Annotated in this window: 13 protein-coding genes and 1 pseudogene; 3 read left to right on the plus strand and 11 right to left on the minus strand. The window is 57.9% G+C overall.

The genetic code is table 11. The features are described from left to right. Positions 1–71: 71 nt before the first annotated feature. The 7 genes from ACR9YP_RS05045 to ACR9YP_RS05075 all read right to left on the minus strand — a co-directional run bounded on the left by ACR9YP_RS05045 (position 72) and on the right by ACR9YP_RS05075 (position 8,234). Positions 72–1,670 carry a DNA polymerase gene (locus tag ACR9YP_RS05045; RefSeq protein ID WP_474219131.1) on the minus strand — a complete coding sequence of 533 codons (1,599 nt, stop codon included), beginning with the start codon at positions 1,668–1,670 and terminating at the stop codon, positions 72–74. Beyond that, positions 1,663–3,336 carry an RNA-directed DNA polymerase gene (locus ACR9YP_RS05050; RefSeq protein ID WP_474219132.1) on the minus strand — a complete coding sequence of 558 codons (1,674 nt, stop codon included), beginning with the start codon at positions 3,334–3,336 and terminating at the stop codon, positions 1,663–1,665. Before ACR9YP_RS05050 ends, ACR9YP_RS05045 begins: the two co-directional genes overlap by 8 nt. Before the next feature lie 397 nt (positions 3,337–3,733). Continuing rightward, complete coding sequence (locus tag ACR9YP_RS05055; protein ID WP_474219133.1) at positions 3,734–4,684, minus strand: hypothetical protein; 951 nt, start codon at positions 4,682–4,684, stop codon at positions 3,734–3,736. 101 nt (positions 4,685–4,785) lie between these two features. Continuing rightward, the gene (locus ACR9YP_RS05060) at positions 4,786–5,001 is read right to left on the minus strand and encodes a hypothetical protein (protein ID WP_474219134.1); all 216 of its coding nucleotides are present in this window, start codon (positions 4,999–5,001) and stop codon (positions 4,786–4,788) included. A 199-nt stretch (positions 5,002–5,200) separates the two neighbouring features. Continuing rightward, positions 5,201–5,569 carry a pPIWI-associating nuclease domain-containing protein gene (locus ACR9YP_RS05065; protein WP_474219135.1) on the minus strand — a complete coding sequence of 123 codons (369 nt, stop codon included), beginning with the start codon at positions 5,567–5,569 and terminating at the stop codon, positions 5,201–5,203. Beyond that, positions 5,566–6,402 (minus strand): FRG domain-containing protein, encoded by an 837-nt coding sequence (locus ACR9YP_RS05070; RefSeq protein ID WP_474219136.1) that lies wholly within the window; start codon positions 6,400–6,402, stop codon positions 5,566–5,568. Before ACR9YP_RS05070 ends, ACR9YP_RS05065 begins: the two co-directional genes overlap by 4 nt. 164 nt (positions 6,403–6,566) lie before the next feature. Further along, the gene (locus tag ACR9YP_RS05075) at positions 6,567–8,234 is read right to left on the minus strand and encodes a recombinase family protein (protein WP_474219137.1); all 1,668 of its coding nucleotides are present in this window, start codon (positions 8,232–8,234) and stop codon (positions 6,567–6,569) included. 126 nt (positions 8,235–8,360) lie between these two features. Here ACR9YP_RS05075 and ACR9YP_RS05080 point away from each other — a divergent pair. The 3 genes and pseudogenes from ACR9YP_RS05080 to ACR9YP_RS05090 form a co-directional block, all read left to right on the plus strand. Further along, positions 8,361–9,272, plus strand: a pseudogene (locus ACR9YP_RS05080) (YifB family Mg chelatase-like AAA ATPase); the annotation flags it as partial. A 98-nt stretch (positions 9,273–9,370) separates the two neighbouring features. Further along, positions 9,371–9,838: a hypothetical protein gene (locus tag ACR9YP_RS05085; protein WP_370989010.1), complete on the plus strand. Its 468-nt coding sequence runs from the start codon at positions 9,371–9,373 to the stop codon at positions 9,836–9,838. A gap of 216 nt (positions 9,839–10,054) precedes the next feature. Next, the gene (locus ACR9YP_RS05090; protein ID WP_474219138.1) at positions 10,055–12,280 is read left to right on the plus strand and encodes a PAS domain-containing hybrid sensor histidine kinase/response regulator; all 2,226 of its coding nucleotides are present in this window, start codon (positions 10,055–10,057) and stop codon (positions 12,278–12,280) included. Positions 12,281–12,319: 39 nt separating this feature from the next. Here the strand turns inward: ACR9YP_RS05090 and ACR9YP_RS05095 are convergent, their stop codons facing one another. The 4 genes from ACR9YP_RS05095 to hisF form a co-directional block, all read right to left on the minus strand. Next, the gene (locus ACR9YP_RS05095; RefSeq protein WP_438103725.1) at positions 12,320–12,616 is read right to left on the minus strand and encodes a hypothetical protein; all 297 of its coding nucleotides are present in this window, start codon (positions 12,614–12,616) and stop codon (positions 12,320–12,322) included. Between the two features lie 105 nt (positions 12,617–12,721). Further along, positions 12,722–13,678 carry a type I pantothenate kinase gene (gene coaA, locus ACR9YP_RS05100; protein WP_091882557.1) on the minus strand — a complete coding sequence of 319 codons (957 nt, stop codon included), beginning with the start codon at positions 13,676–13,678 and terminating at the stop codon, positions 12,722–12,724. A gap of 21 nt (positions 13,679–13,699) precedes the next feature. Further along, entirely contained in the window at positions 13,700–14,026 is a 327-nt protein-coding gene (locus ACR9YP_RS05105; RefSeq protein ID WP_008539706.1) for a phosphoribosyl-ATP diphosphatase, read from the minus strand. 80 nt (positions 14,027–14,106) lie between these two features. Continuing rightward, entirely contained in the window at positions 14,107–14,880 is a 774-nt protein-coding gene (gene hisF, locus ACR9YP_RS05110; protein ID WP_091882560.1) for an imidazole glycerol phosphate synthase subunit HisF, read from the minus strand. Positions 14,881–14,882: the final 2 nt, after the last annotated feature.

Below are 14,882 nucleotides of genomic sequence, written 5' to 3' on the forward strand. Positions count from 1 at the left end.
CGGACCTGCTCCCGAGCGACCATCCCCGCAGCCACTCTTGCCACCATCACTGATGTTTTAGCAGCTTGATCCTAAGAAAACGGCCCGTGCGTGATTCTGGCATTAACGGCAGGACACCACTTCGCAAAAGCAGCCGCCATAATCTCTTTGACTCTACCCACATTCGCGTTTGTATCTTCATCGGTCTTGAACTGCATGAGTACTGCGTCATGCATGGGTAGGAGAATGGCGTCAGGACCGAAGGTTGATGCCAAATTGATGAGGGCCGTTTTGAATATCAAAGATGCGGTCCCCTGTACCCGTTGGCTAGTGGCCCAACGGCGCTCGCGGGAGTTTAATGCCGACCCCGAACTGCTCCGCTTGCGTCGATTTCCCATTGGAGTCGAAATGCGGCCATCCTTCAACAAGAGTAGTTCGAGCGCAGACTTAAATTCGTTCAAGCGCTTAAATCGACTGAAGAATGTAGTCACCTTGAACTCTATCGCTAATCTATCCGCAGCGCTTGAGTCGTCACCTGCTAGCAACTTGGCAATGCCGTGCTCATTCATGCCGTAGCTGAAAGCGAGAAAGATCTTCTTGCATTGATCCCTATGATCGGCATTGCCGTACAATGCCATGCTGAACGCGGCATAGATATCGCCGTCGTTGTACATTTGGATAAGCTCATCATCGTTGGCTAATGATGCCATTATTCCGGGCTCAAACTGTGAATAATCGAAGTACACTAGATGGCGTCCCTGATCGGCGGAGAACACCTTCCGATATCGTCTTCGCAATTCCTGCAAGTAGGGATCAGACACCAAAATTCGGGAGCTTATAGTCCCAAACGAATGGAAAGTAGGAAACGTCCGGCCATGCGAATTTGTTAATCGGGTGAGAATGTCTACGTCCCGAGACGCATCCATGAGATTTGTAAAAGCCTTCGCAAATTTGGAAACATCCGCCGAAATTCTTAGCTGATCTCGAAGTGCGTATCCTTTGACGACTTCTTGAAGCACGCTCGATTCTGCTAGTGGCAAATGGCGTGAAACATTCCAATAATTTAGCCCTGTCGGGCTAATCCCCAGCTGGTCAGCAACATCTCGATAAGCTTCATACTTTTCGTTTGACGCACTCTTTAGGCTTCCCTCCACTGCGCTCGCATCAATGCTCACTCCCTTAAACTGACGGGCATGGAAAATTCTGGCGACGGGAATCTCTACCTGAAAAAATCTGTCTGATTCATTCGCTTCCTCAAGTTCAGTCTTCAACTGAGACCATAGGCTCGCTGTTGCATTAGCGAATGCAGAAAAGAGCTCAAATTCGTTTGGAGATTCTGGAATTTCACGCGACTCGTGCATCGCACGTATGGCTAGCCAGTTGCTTTCGTCATTAAAGGCCGTTCTGATGCGCCGCCAGAAATTCCATTTTGGCTCTCCGCCGTCCGCACGAGACAATCCGGTAAGAAGACGGATTGCCTCGCTCATGTCGATCATCTTGGGCGGAAGCTGAGCGCCGTTCCTTCGCAGATCGTCAATTAACGTTGCTGCTTCATAAGTTATGATTTCGTCCTGAATGTTGCCTACCTGTTCCGCGCGAATATAATCGGCACCTTCCGCGCTGGCCCGGAAATAACGCGAGCCCCCAACACCAAACGGATCAGGCTTGTACAAAAGAAAGACGTCACCCATCGTAGTCACGCTCCAAGTCAACAAATCGAGCTATGGAAAGCGGCTCCAATTGCGATACGTAAAGCCCGGCTCGATTAAGTGCACGATACGCTCCCTTCAAATCCGTGCGGAGATGGGGTCTGACATGAGTGTCGATACTGGGACCACCAGCCGAGGTCGGACGAAAGTGAAGCTCTTGCACTGCGATTACAGCACTTCGTTGACCTAGGAACGTATTCAAATTCTTAAAGTGCTCCGCTATGCGGGCTCTGTCGGAAGTATCCCCTAGGGCGCCTAGGTAAATTGTTGCCCCGGCCCTCGTCGGATCATCTTCTCGTTCTGAAACTAGCAGCCGAGCGTAATCAAGCGCGGCGACTGTTTTAAAACCCTTCTGCGTCAGAAGAATCCACAGGAGGTAGTTCTTCCAATTGTAAAACGACCGAGAGCTGTCAGTTAAATGGTTGAAGACGGTCTGAAGGTCAGCTTGGCTCAAATCTACAGCGCGTAAATATTTGCAAATCTGGTCCGTTGCGACCGGCGCATCATCTAGGCCCGCTAGCACAAGTGGGGTGAGGTCCTCGAAATACTTTGCCGGAACATGAAATTCGCTGCAACGAGCCAATGTTTCGAGCCGATTGATGCAAAAGCGAAATTCTCTACTGTCATAGCCACCTGATTTCAGAACGCTGAGAGCTAACTCCTTCAAGGGAACGAACGAGCGTGAAATTTCCTTAAGCGACTTAGATTGCCACGCCGCATTTATCCTTTTCATTTCCACATTTCCCGACGCCAGACATTTTTGGATTCCCTCTTCGTCGGCTGAATAGACAAAATGCGTTTTACCGGAATTGACTACCTGACCAATCGGTCGCAGCGCTAAAATAAGGTCTTTCAAAGCCCGCCGAGCTGATGGAATGTCGCCACAGACGATTTTGATGTCGTCCATGTATCGGAAATAGTCATACCCCTTCTCAATCATAATGCGATCAACGCTACACATGTAGACGTTCGCCAAGAACGATGAAGCATCTCGGTTTTGGGGTAAGCCCTTATCTTTGGAGAAAGTCCACGCAGACAGATAGTTGAATAGATGACTGACATGCGCGCGGACTTTGGCCTTCTCGTCTCCCGAAATCTTCAGTTCAGGAATCAGACTGAGCATCACCTCTTTTAGCTTCGGGACATTGATATTCTCGAAGTAATTCGCCAGGTCGGTCGACAGCAGAACAGTTTGCGGCTTCAATGCAGATTTCACGCAGCCCAAAAAGTCATTCCAGGCAGAAATACCGTTGCGAAACGTATATCTTTTGGAGTCTCGAGTGTCATCGTCATTCGCGGTGCTCGTGCTGGTTCGGTGACTGAAAACTCGCCAAGACAGAATGTCATCATAGACCGGGAGTAGGTACGACGCGAGCGCGTGATACACGGTTCGGTCCGACATACTCGTCTCTAGTGCGTACCGCAGCGTAAAATTGGCCTTGGGTATGTTTAGCAACAACGCCTGCGACGGAACGTAGGCGCCGTGATTTCTATCAAAGTTCTCTGTGATAATCTTGGATAGTAGTCCCTCTTCAATGAAATCGGTAAAGCCAATCGGATCGGGAAACCAATCATCGCGAAAGTCGTTTTTCAGCTTCCGAACGACGATCTCCTCATCAAATGAAATTTCACCCAGAGAAATGACCATGTAAGCCTGAGGCGAATTTGCTGAGTTGCAGTCAATCTATCCTGCTACCCGACTCAGTTGGAGGTCAAGCCCCTACAAATGAGCCCGTCGGACTAAGATCGTGTCGGACGAGGCTCCCACCGAATCCGCTGAAGTTGCTGCGGCGCATGTCCATTTGACTGGACCATCTTTGGGCCGAGTGTGATCGTCTCAGCAGATTCAGAAACTCAAGGACATTGTCGGTCAGACCAAGACGGACTTTATCCGAACCCGATAGCGGGACTTTTCCGTTGGGGGAATGTAAGTTCTCTCAGTGACCTGTTTGGAAATCTTTATTTCCCAGGCGTGGATTGCCCAGCTTGCGATCGAACGCCCCCATCAGCCGGAACCTCTCTAAGGCTCCGAGCGTCTAAAGAGGTCAACGAGTTTCTACGAAGCAACGTGCGAGCTTCTCCATCATCTCGTTGGTTTGGTTCAAGGGAATACGCAGTTTTACCGAGCCACGCTCGGTTAGTTTCAGCGACGGGCTCTCCAAAAATGCGCGCGACAATGCAGCATCAAAAGGGGCGACAACGCCGGGGGATCCTCGATATCCGTAGGGACTTAGCTCGCCCCTCCTCCAGTTTCCGAGAACAAGCTCCACATCTTGAACGGAAGGTTCGGCGTCCAGACTTCCATCAAATAGCCGTCTTGCAGCTTCAACAACGATAGACAGCTGGTCCGCTTTCGTACCACCGATGAAAATGCTGGAGGCGTCTTCATAATTGTACACCGCGACGCACCCCACGCCATATCGAGCGGTAAGAATCTTCCAAACTCCGGCTGCGTCGAACGGCCGATCGGGCTCGACGAGTGCTCGCTTAACCGTGGGAGGGTTGCTGGTGGCCGAACTCGTCGAATTGGTTGGGCCAGCGGATTTCGTCTGCTGCTCTTTGGGCTCCGAAGCGCATCGCGTGAACTGTGAGCTTGGATACCTACCTTCCCTCATCTCGATCGTATCGGGCCCAAGCACCCGAAGCTTGTATGATCGACGCTTTAACCTCGGTCGGCCGCCTTCTTCACCATCATCATAGTAGCTATCAACCACTTGGAATTCATCTTGTCCAAGTTTTCGCAAGGATAGGTTGTTGACCGTCTCCTCTTGGAGATAACCCCCATTAAACTCGGTCTTTTTCGAGCCCCCAAAGACAATAATATTGCCTCTCGGTGCTTTAGGGTTCTTGACGTACGACGCGCACGATGCAGTTACATCAATCGCCGAAGGATCGTGAGCGTTAGCCCACACTCCAGAAATTGGGTAATCGGCTGCTTGGAGGTTGGATGCTGATCCCAACGCAAAAATTGCTATCAAAAGCCCTTTCGCCCGCATTCACCGCCCCGCTGAATCACACATATTGTGTTAGCTATACCACTCTGACTGATTGCATGAAGGTCCGATTGAATATCGCTATCAGATCCGAGCCTGCTCCTCTACTTTCCGTCCAGAGCTGGTTCGTCGGCCGGTAATTGGACGAGGACGCCATCAGCGGAAAGCACGTCGAAAACCGGTGCCTTCCCGCTGACCTTCTGGACGAGCTTTGCCGGGGCTTCAGGATCGACGAACAGTGTCATGCCTTGACCATCTCGGAAGACCACCTCAAAGCGCTGAGTGTCAGGGTCCACGGTCAGGCGCAGCTCGCTGATCAAAGATTGCAGCCTCGATGCAATCTGAGCCGCTTTCGTCCATAAAAGACTTGCAAAAGCCGGCTAGGACCTGAGCACGAAATGAAGCATCGACGTTGCGGGCCGGCGTTACAAGTGCCGCTCGATGGCGAACACGGTTTGACTCGCCTGAATTGAATCTCTGTTAGAGACTACACAGAGAGACGCTAGGTCATTCGTCACTCTACTCAAAAAATGACGATGTATCGACCTGCACATCTTCGATCGTCACTTTGTTAGCAGTTCGGTCAAATGATCCGATAATGCGCACTGGAAAGGAGTCAGGCATCGAAGCCGCATCTCGCTTGCCGCCATAATTCAGGGTGACATAGGCAGTTCCTACGGCCTCAAATTTTCCAGCGGGAGTGTTGAAAATTCCATCCGGGTTTGCTTCCAAACCTTCGAGTACTGTTTGCGAGGACAGTTCATCGAGAGCATCCCACCAAGGTGAGGACGCCAGATCAAACTTCTCGATGGCGCCGAGAATTGCGCTTGCTTCGCGAGGGTCCTCAATCGGCTGAAGATTCGTGGGAAAAACCTTCGGATTCTTCATCTAACTGCACCCAGACCAATGCCGGCGGCGTACTGCCAGGCGAGCCGTGACCCTACTCCATCCAAGCCACTCATAATCCTTTGCGGCTCGATACCCAGATAGAAAAGGCGCTGCTGGAAGTACCTCCGCAAGTCGCCCGGCACATCAAAGATATGCTTTGTCGGTTGCAGGGGTTCCTCCCAAGCTATCGATGGAGTTGGGTGGCAACTGAAGAGGCCCCCTTGAGTAACTATGCGAGTGGCTACAGACCGCGGCAGAACAAATCCAACCTCCTGACGGGCGAATGGATCTTCATCGGTTGCCGGATTCACGATAGCGCTCGACCGAACCCTGAACGCGACAATCCGGGCGCTTACTGATTCAAGCGAGGGAACTGCCTTGAACGGCTTTGCTCTGGAGCCTGCTTTTCTGACATCCAATGCCATTGGATTCGATGTGGTGGCAAAATAAGCAGCCACAAGCGGGTTAGTTGACCAATCCAGGAGCCGCGTGGGGAGTCCATGATGCTGAGCGAGCGCCATTTTGTCCCATGCACTCATCTGCGTAAGGTCGAGGAATTCCGTCGCTCTCCGTTCGAAAATCTCCAGGATTGTTCGCTCTTTCGCCAAATCGTAGTGCCCACGTCCAATACCAGGCATCAAACCGAAGCGGGTGTCGCCTAGGCCACGGAAGACCCAGCTAGAGTCCGCATGGATGTCTAGCCAGGCAAGAAATCTCTTCCAATGACGTGCTCGCCTCGTTGCTCGGGCACGGACGGCCTCCTGCGACGATTTCCCGCCGGACGTCTTTTTTGATCGGAGTTGCAGAGTACTTCCCCCATGCCGACTACTCAAACAGAGTCCTATATTACCTCAAGATTGCGATCAGACGAAATCGCAGAGTATTGGCTCGTTTGATTGGCGTGCGCCGTGGCTTCTGTCGGGCCATTCCCCTAGCCCCTGCAGGACAATTTTCGATGGGCGAACTTAAGATCTCTGAGTGACCTTTTTGGGAATCTTTATTTCCCATCCAGGGCTGGTTCGTCGGCCGGCAGTGGAATGACTGTGCCATCGTCGGAAATCAGCTCAAAAACTGGCGCTGTCCCACTGACCTTCTGAACGAACTTTGTCGGATTCTCTGGATCGACAAACAGCGTCATCGCATGCCCATCGTGGAATGCGACCTCAAAGCGCTGATTGTCCGAGAACACCGTCAGACGAAGCTCCTTGATCAAGGATTGGAGCTTCGAAGCAATCTGCGCTCGGAGTTTGTAGACGTCGCCGCCCCTGTTCGTTCGCACACGTTCGATTAACCGTGCGACTTGGTCAGGATGCTTGTAGTACGTCAATTCGGTCTGTTCGAGGACTGCGATTTGATTGCGAAGCTGCTTCACGAGTGCCTTCGCTTCAGCCAGCTCCTGTTCGCGCTTTTTGATCCTATCAGCCAGAAGCTCGCTGTCGAAATCGACCATCTTCTGGACAAGATCAAGCAAACGGCGAAGCTCCTCCTCAAGAAGCTTGATCCTCCCTTCCGTCGCATCAAGCTGCGAAGCTAATTCGGTCTTCTTGCTGGCGTGCTCAGTTGACGAGATCAATGAAGCCAAGTCGAGCTTCTCCACGAAGCGCAAGAACATTGTCTCGAACTGGTCGTACCGCCAACGGCCCGTCATTTCGCAGCCGAGATTTCGGACGGCATTCGAGCACACGAGGTAAGCCTGTCCCTTGGGAGGTTGGCCCTTGTTTTGATAGTGCATCGGCGACTTGCAGTAGTCACAAACCGCCAGTTTCGAGAATAGATTGGTGAAGTGCTTGCCCTTCGGTCCGCCGCTACCCTTCTTTCCGTTGTCGGGCTTGGTCTTGCGCGTAAGTCGATCGCGCTGCGCGGTATCAAAGAGTTGCTGTGAAATTACACGGGGGAAGTAGTTCCGGATTGGCTCGCCGTCGGGCGTCCGCTTGCCTCCTTCCATACGATTGGGCTGGAACGTCCCAATTGCCGCGGTGCCGCTCAAAATCTTGTTGACCGTCGAGTTTTGCCAACCCCCTCTGCCGGTAAAGGTCGGGACACCTTCTTCGTTCAAGCGGCGAACGATCGTGAACGTACCCATGCCGGATGCAGCCTCATCGAAAATCCGGCGGACCACGGCTGCACGGTCCTCGACCACCTCAAAGCCCATCCGGTCCGGGGTAAGGCGCAGCCAGCTCGGACACCGTGCCGTCAGCTTCTTTTGACCGATGACAGCCCGTTTTGCCTTCCAGGCCTGGGACAAACGATCGCTCTTGCGGGCCAATTCCTCATTCGCTCGGCTCATCTTGGCAATCGAGATAATCAGGTCTTCGAAGCTGATTTTGCCCTTGAAGACGCGTTCATCATCGAGGGTGACCAAGATCAAGCCTGCTTCAACGATCTCCATGAACGGTTTCAGAGCGACCATCGGCTCTTGGCGGCTCATGCGGTCGAATGATTCGACGAGCAAGTATGAGCCCTTGGCTATCTTCCCTCCGCGAACTGCCTCCAGGAATCGGCCGAACGCTCCGGACGCGAGATTTTTGCCCTTGTAGGCGGATACCCCGATGTCATGGAGATCGACGTCCTCGACCAGCTCAAGGGCGTGAATTTCGGCGTACTTCCGAGAGACCTCACGCTGACGGCGAAGACTGTCGCCCTTCAGCTGGAGGTCTGTGGACATTCTGACGTATGAGAAGGCCTTCGGCCGGTCCGGTGGCGGGGTTATAACCATCCATTTTCATTAACATTTCTTCATTTAATTGTCCACCACATCCTTAAGTGATGTCCTTTTGATCTCAAATTAATTGGCCACCTGGTCTTGATGATCGGCGCGCCCGGCGCGGGCAAATCGATGCTGGCGGCGCGCCTGCCCTCGATCCTGCCGCCGTTGTCGCCGAGCGAATTGCTCGAAGTCTCCATGATCGCGTCCGTCGCCGGCGAGATCGAGGGCGGCGCGCTGACCGCGCGGCGGCCGTTCCGCTCGCCGCATCATTCCGCCAGCATGGCCGCGCTCACCGGTGGCGGTATGCGCGCCAAGCCCGGCGAGATCTCGCTGGCGCATCAGGGCGTGCTGTTCCTCGACGAGCTGCCGGAGTTCGATCCGCGCGTGCTGGATTCGCTGCGCCAGCCCTTGGAGAATGGCGAGGTCGCGGTGTCGCGCGCCAATCACCGCGTCACCTACCCTGCCCGCTTCATGCTGGTGGCCGCAATGAATCCCTGCCGCTGCGGCAATGCGTTCGAGCCCGGCTATGCCTGCAAGCGCGGTCGCATCGACCGCTGCACCGGCGACTACCAGGCGCGCATCTCCGGTCCCCTGATGGATCGCATCGATCTGCGCATCGAGGTGCCGGCGGTGACGGCCGCCGATCTGATCCTGCCGCCGCCGGCGGAAGGCTCCGCCGAGGTCGCCGCGCGCGTCGCAGCCGCACGCGACATCCAGCTCGCGCGTTATGCGGAGGCCGGCCTGCCCCACGTCCGCACCAATGCCGAGGCGCCGGCCTCGGTCCTGGAAGAGATCGCAAAGCCCGACGCGCAAGGCCAGAAGCTATTGCGCGACGCCGCCGAGACCATGCGGCTGTCGGCGCGCGGCTATCATCGCGTGCTGCGGGTCGCGCGCACGCTGGCCGATCTCGACAACGCCGACAAGATCGGCCGCTTGCACCTCGCCGAGGCCCTGTCCTACCGCGCACTCGCGGAGGATGTGCGGCAGTTGGCCTGATCATTCCGCGCATCAACCCGGCGGTAACGAGTTTCCTTTACGCTCTGCAAACCATAAGGCCCAACGAGTTCTCCAAAGGGCCCGGCGAGTAGAGTGTCATGTTGCGTTTCAAGATCCTGGCCTCGGTTGTCCCCCTGTTGGCAGCGGCGGTGTTCGCCCGCGCCGAGATCGGATCGGTCTCGCATCCCTGCATCGCCCTGGGCGAGACCTCGGTCGAGCTCACAACTCTATTCTGGACCGCCGGCGTGCACGTCGCCTTCACCGAGGATCCCGCGCAGGCCACGGTGCGGGTTCAGGTCACCGACGATGCGGACGCCGCCGATTTCGCGGTCGTGGACGACGGCCTCGGTTCGGAATCGGAAACCTGCCAGGCCACTCCGTCGACGCGTCTGGTCTCGATCGCAGCGCAGCCCGTCGATGGCGCTCAGGTGATCTATCTCTCTACCGAAGGGCCGGCCGATTACCGCATCTATGTGCGCTCGAAGACGTTCTCGCAGCGCGAGGCAGCGGCACTGATCGTCGGCGCCCGCGGCGGCCACCGCCAGCTCCAGGCCGCCTCGCTCTAAAGCGCGATGATATCAGGATCGCGCTTTAGCCTTTTGTTTGAGCATGATCTTTTCGGAAAACCGCTACACACTTTTCCGGATCATGCTCTGAAGCATTAACGCCTCGTCAACCCTGTTTGGAGGCGGCGCCGAAGCCTCAAACTGTTCGCAAGGTCGAGGCGACATCGTCGCACACGGCGAGCGCGGGGTTTCGGACAAGAGTCGGGGTCGGTGGTGATGGGTCGGACGTTCCGGATCAAGGTGCATATGCGCCGCTTCAGGCGACAGCATCCCCGTATCACTTTCGCGATCCGCTCCTTCATGATCTTCTCGGCGACGTTCGGTGCCGCCTATGGTTTCGTCTCCGGCAGCCGATCCGAGAATTCCGGCTACGATCCGAATGCGTTCGCGATCGGCGCGAGCTTCCTGTTCGCCCTCGCCTGTCTCGGCCTTGCGACGCTGAGCATGCGGCTGCGCTTCGTCAACAAGCGACTGCGTACGCTCGCCGCCCACAACGAGGCGCTGATCGACCGCAATTGGGAGCTGAAGGAAGCCGAAGAGCGCGCCCGCAGCCTGTTCGAACAGCAGGGCGACCTGATCGTGCTGCGCGACACAAACGGCCGCATCACCTTTGCCAATGACGCCTATTGCGCGCTGGCCGGACAGACGCGGAGCGCGCTGGTCGGCACCCGCTTCGATTTCGACGTGCTGGAGCAGGGCGACAGCGCGCGCGAGAGCAGCGGCACACGCGTTCACGACCAGAAGATCGCAACCCCGCTCGGCGCGCGCTGGATCGCCTGGCGCGAGGGCTATGTCCGCCGCGATGCCGGACAGCCCGCCGAATTGCAGAGCGTCGGACGTGACGTCACCGACCGCACCGAGACCGAACGCGCTTTGTCCGACGCGCGCGACCAGGCCGATGCCGCCAACCGCGCGAAATCGCGCTTCCTCGCGATGGCCTCGCACGAGATCCGCACGCCCCTCAACGGCATCATCGGCATGGGCGGCCTTCTGCTCGATACCACGCTGACGCCGGAGCAGGCGACTTATGCCAAGGCGGTGAAAACCTCCGGCGAAGCCTTGATGACGCTGATCGAGGAGCTGCTCGATTATTCCAAGATCGAAGCCGGCAAGCTCGATCTCGAGCAACGTCCCTTCGCCTTGTCCACGCTGATCGAGGAGATCACCGAGCTTCTGGCGCCGCGGGCACAGGCAAAAACTCTCGAGATCGCATCCTATGTCGACGAGCGCCTGCCGCTCGAGGTGGTGGGCGACGCCGCGCGGCTGCGTCAGGTGCTGCTCAATCTTGCGGGCAACGCCATCAAGTTCACCGCGAGCGGAGGCGTCGCGCTGATCGTCGAGCCCGGCATCTGGCCGCACGAGATCAGCTTCCTGGTCCGCGACACCGGCATTGGCATCGCGCCGGAAGCGCAGTCGCGCATCTTTCGGGAGTTCGAGCAGGCGGACGAGCGCGTCGCGCGCACCTATGGCGGCACCGGGCTCGGCCTTTCCATCAGCGAGCGCATCGTCAAGCGCATGGGCGGCCGGATCACGCTCACGAGCGAGCCGGGCAAGGGCTCGACCTTCGAGGTCGCGGTGCCGCTTGCCCCGTCACAAGCCGGCGCCGGACAGACGGCATTCCCCAGCCCCGATCTCGCCGGCAAGTCGCTACTCCTCGTCGCCGAGGGCATCGAGGCTTCGCTGATCGCGCGGCGCCTGGAACGCTGGGGCGGCCAGACCTGCATGGTTGCGGATGCGGCGGTCGCCGAGGCGCTGCTGCCGGAGCGTTCATGGCACGCCATGCTGGTCGATCGCGCGATCGGTCCTGCCGCTGCCGACCATCTCGGCGAAGCGGCGCGGGCGCATGCGATGCAGCGGCTCGTGCTGCTGACGTCGAGCTCGCGCCACGAGAAATTCTCCCCGGCCCTCACCGGATTCCTGGTGAAGCCGCTGCGCGCGGCCTCGCTCGCCGCACGCCTCGCGCTGACGCCGGAGGTCGCCTCGCCCGATCTCGCGCCGGAGCCGGTGGCAGAATCCACCAGCGCAACGCAGGCGAGGGGCTTCTCGATTCTCGTTGCCGAGGACAACGAGATCAACGCATTGTTGATGCGCTCGCTGCTCACGAAACTCGGCCATCGCGTCGTCATCGCCGTCCATGGCGAGGCGGCGCTGGAATCCTGGCTCGCCGCTTCATCGGCCGGCACGCCCTATGACCTCGTGCTGATGGACATCCAGATGCCGCAGCTCGACGGCATCGAGACGACAAAACGTATCCGCGCACATGAGGCAGCCACGGGTCGCCAGCACACGCCGATCCTGGCACTCACCGCCAATACGCTGGTCGAGGACCGCTACGCCTGTTTCGAGGCAGGCATGAACGGATTCCTGATCAAGCCGCTCGACCGGGAGAAGCTGGACGAGGCGCTGGCCGGGCTGGCCGCGTCCCGGCACCTGGCAGTCTGATCGCGAATCTCATGGGAACCTGAGCCCGGCCGGCGCCAGCTATGGTGCGGGACAGGTCGGGAGCCGAGCATGCCCCGTGCCGTCCGGCGAGACGATCGTTCCTTCATGAGCAGTAAAACGCGGCGCAGCGAGCTTATCAGGCGGCGTTTGGGTGCCTTTGAATATGGTGTCCGTCTTTATCGCGCGCTTACAATGTGGGCACACGAAGAGATGCGCGATGATCGGGGTCGGCTCGTCCGCGAGCAGTTCGGAGCGGAACCACTTCATCTCGATATGACAGTCCGGGCAGATCGGCGCTTCAAGCTGCTCTGCTGCGCTTCTGAGACGATCAACCATGCTGCCTCCCAGCCGTTTTTGAAGGCATAGCGGAATACCGATTGTCGGTCAGCAACAAAAGACACTCAGCCCGGACCAGCCAGGGACCCATGTTCACCGGCGCGATTACAGCCGTCTGAGCGCCACGCTCTCCACCGTGTGGTCGGCGCCCTTTTTCAGGATCAGCGTCGCGCGGGGGCGGGTCGGCAAAATGTTGTCCTCGAGATTGGCAAGGTTGGTGCGTTCCCAGATCGCGATCGCAGTGGCGGTCGCTTCCTCGTCCGACAACAGGGCGTAGCGGTTGAAGTAGGATTTTGGATTGGTGAAGGCGGTGTCGCGCAGCGCCAGGAAGCGCTTGATGTACCATTGCCGCAGCGCCGCCTCGTCGGCGTCGATATAGACCGAGAAGTCGAAGAAGTCGGAGACCACAGGCACCGCCTTGCCGTCACGCGGCAGCTTTCCGGTCTGCAGCACGTTGACGCCTTCGACGATCAGAATGTCGGGCCGATCGATCTCGGCCCACTCGTTTGGCACAATGTCGTAGGTCAAATGCGAATAGACCGGCGCGCGGACGTGACGACGGCCGGACTTGATGTCGGAGAGGAAGCTGAGCAGCAGCGGCAGGTCATAGCTGTCCGGAAAACCCTTCTTCTGCATGATGCCCTGCCGCTCGAGCACCGCGTTGGGATACAGAAATCCGTCGGTCGTGATCAGTTCGACCTTCGGCCGCGGCGACCAGCGCGCCAACAGCGCCTGAAGCACGCGGGCCGTGGTGGATTTTCCGACGGCGACCGAGCCGGCGACGCCGATGATGTAGGGCACTTTTCGGTCGCGGATATTGAGGAACTGGCGCTCGGCGTAATACAGGCGCTGCATGGCGTCGACATAGATCGACAACAGGCGCGACAGCGGCAGGTAGATGTCCTCGACCTCCTGCAAGTCCAGGCGATCGTGCAGCGAGCGCAGCCGGTCGAACTCGCCCGGCTCCAGCGTCATCGGCGTGTCGTCGCGCAGCCTGGACCACTGCTCACGCGTATAGACGCGGTACGGATTATACTGCTGCTCGGGTGCGCGGATATCCATGACGCGATCTTTCCACCTCGGCTAGTTGCCGCTCTTGCGCGACGCCTTTTCTTCCAACCCTGACATCGACGTCCGCTTGTCCAGCGCGGCCTCGACCTCCTCCAGCTTTACGCCGCGAGCCTTGAGCAGCACAAGGAAATGGTAGAGCAGGTCGGCGCTTTCGGCGATCAGATGCGCGCGATCGTTTTCGACTGCTGCGATTACGGTTTCGACTGCTTCCTCGCCGAACTTCTTGGCGCAATGCTCGGCGCCCTTGTCCAGAAGTTTGCGGGTATAGGAGGCCTCGCCACCGGATGCCGCGCGGGCATCGATGGTCTCGGCCAGATCGTGGATCGTGAAACGCGGCATGCAGACTACTCGGAAAACGCGATCCGGCCGAACGAGCCGGTCTCTACCGGCTCGTGTACCACTTTTATGAACGGGAGTCGTCAGGCATCGAGGCGCATGGGCAGTCCGCAGCGGGCCATGTGCTCCTTGGCTTCGCGGATGGTGAATTCCCCGAAGTGGAAGATCGAGGCGGCCAGCACGGCGGTTGCGTGCCCGTCGCGGATACCGTCGACGAGGTGGTCGAGATTGCCGACGCCGCCGGAGGCGATCACCGGGACGGAGACGCTGTCGGCGATCGCCCGGGTCAGCGGAATGTCAAAACCCTGCCGGGTGCCGTCGCGGTCCATCGAGGTGAGCAGGATTTCACCGGCGCCGAGCGAGACCACTTCCTGGGCATATTCGATGGCGTCGATGCCGGTCGAATTGCGTCCGCCATGGGTGAAGATCTCCCAGCGGTCGCCGCCCGGACGCTTGACGCGTTTGGCGTCGATCGCCACCACCACACACTGCTCGCCGAACTTTTCGGCGGCTTCCTTGACGAACTCGCGCCGCGACACCGCGGCGCTGTTGATCGAGACCTTGTCGGCGCCGGCGCGCAGCAGCGTCTTGATGTCGTTGACCTCACGCACGCCGCCGCCGACGGTGACGGGCATGAAGCAGGCTTCCGCCGTGCGCCGGACCACGTCAAGCATGATGCCGCGGTTCTCATGGGTCGCGGTGATGTCGAGGAAGGTGAGCTCGTCGGCCCCGGCGGCATCATAGGCGATCGCGGCTTCGACAGGGTCGCCGGCATCGCGCAAATCGACGAAGTTGACGCCCTTGACGACCCTTCCGTCCTTGACGTCGAGGCAGGGGATCACGCGCACCTTGAACATTG

The organism is Bradyrhizobium sp. BR14999 (genome assembly GCF_056106085.1).

What these genes read in the sequence shown, in the direction of transcription:
- ACR9YP_RS05045 (WP_474219131.1), bottom strand. Translation starts at nt 1,670, where the DNA reads ATGGGTGACGTCTTTCTTTTGTACAAGCCTGATCCGTTTGGTGTTGGG.
- ACR9YP_RS05050 (WP_474219132.1), bottom strand. Translation starts at nt 3,336, where the DNA reads ATGGTCATTTCTCTGGGTGAAATTTCATTTGATGAGGAGATCGTCGTT.
- ACR9YP_RS05055 (WP_474219133.1), bottom strand. Translation starts at nt 4,684, where the DNA reads ATGCGGGCGAAAGGGCTTTTGATAGCAATTTTTGCGTTGGGATCAGCA.
- ACR9YP_RS05065 (WP_474219135.1), bottom strand. Translation starts at nt 5,569, where the DNA reads ATGAAGAATCCGAAGGTTTTTCCCACGAATCTTCAGCCGATTGAGGAC.
- ACR9YP_RS05075 (WP_474219137.1), bottom strand. Translation starts at nt 8,234, where the DNA reads ATGTCCACAGACCTCCAGCTGAAGGGCGACAGTCTTCGCCGTCAGCGT.
- ACR9YP_RS05085 (WP_370989010.1), top strand. Translation starts at nt 9,371, where the DNA reads ATGTTGCGTTTCAAGATCCTGGCCTCGGTTGTCCCCCTGTTGGCAGCG.
- ACR9YP_RS05090 (WP_474219138.1), top strand. Translation starts at nt 10,055, where the DNA reads ATGGGTCGGACGTTCCGGATCAAGGTGCATATGCGCCGCTTCAGGCGA.
- ACR9YP_RS05095 (WP_438103725.1), bottom strand. Translation starts at nt 12,616, where the DNA reads ATGGTTGATCGTCTCAGAAGCGCAGCAGAGCAGCTTGAAGCGCCGATC.
- coaA (WP_091882557.1), bottom strand. Translation starts at nt 13,678, where the DNA reads ATGGATATCCGCGCACCCGAGCAGCAGTATAATCCGTACCGCGTCTAT.
- ACR9YP_RS05105 (WP_008539706.1), bottom strand. Translation starts at nt 14,026, where the DNA reads ATGCCGCGTTTCACGATCCACGATCTGGCCGAGACCATCGATGCCCGC.
- hisF (WP_091882560.1), bottom strand. Translation starts at nt 14,880, where the DNA reads ATGTTCAAGGTGCGCGTGATCCCCTGCCTCGACGTCAAGGACGGAAGG.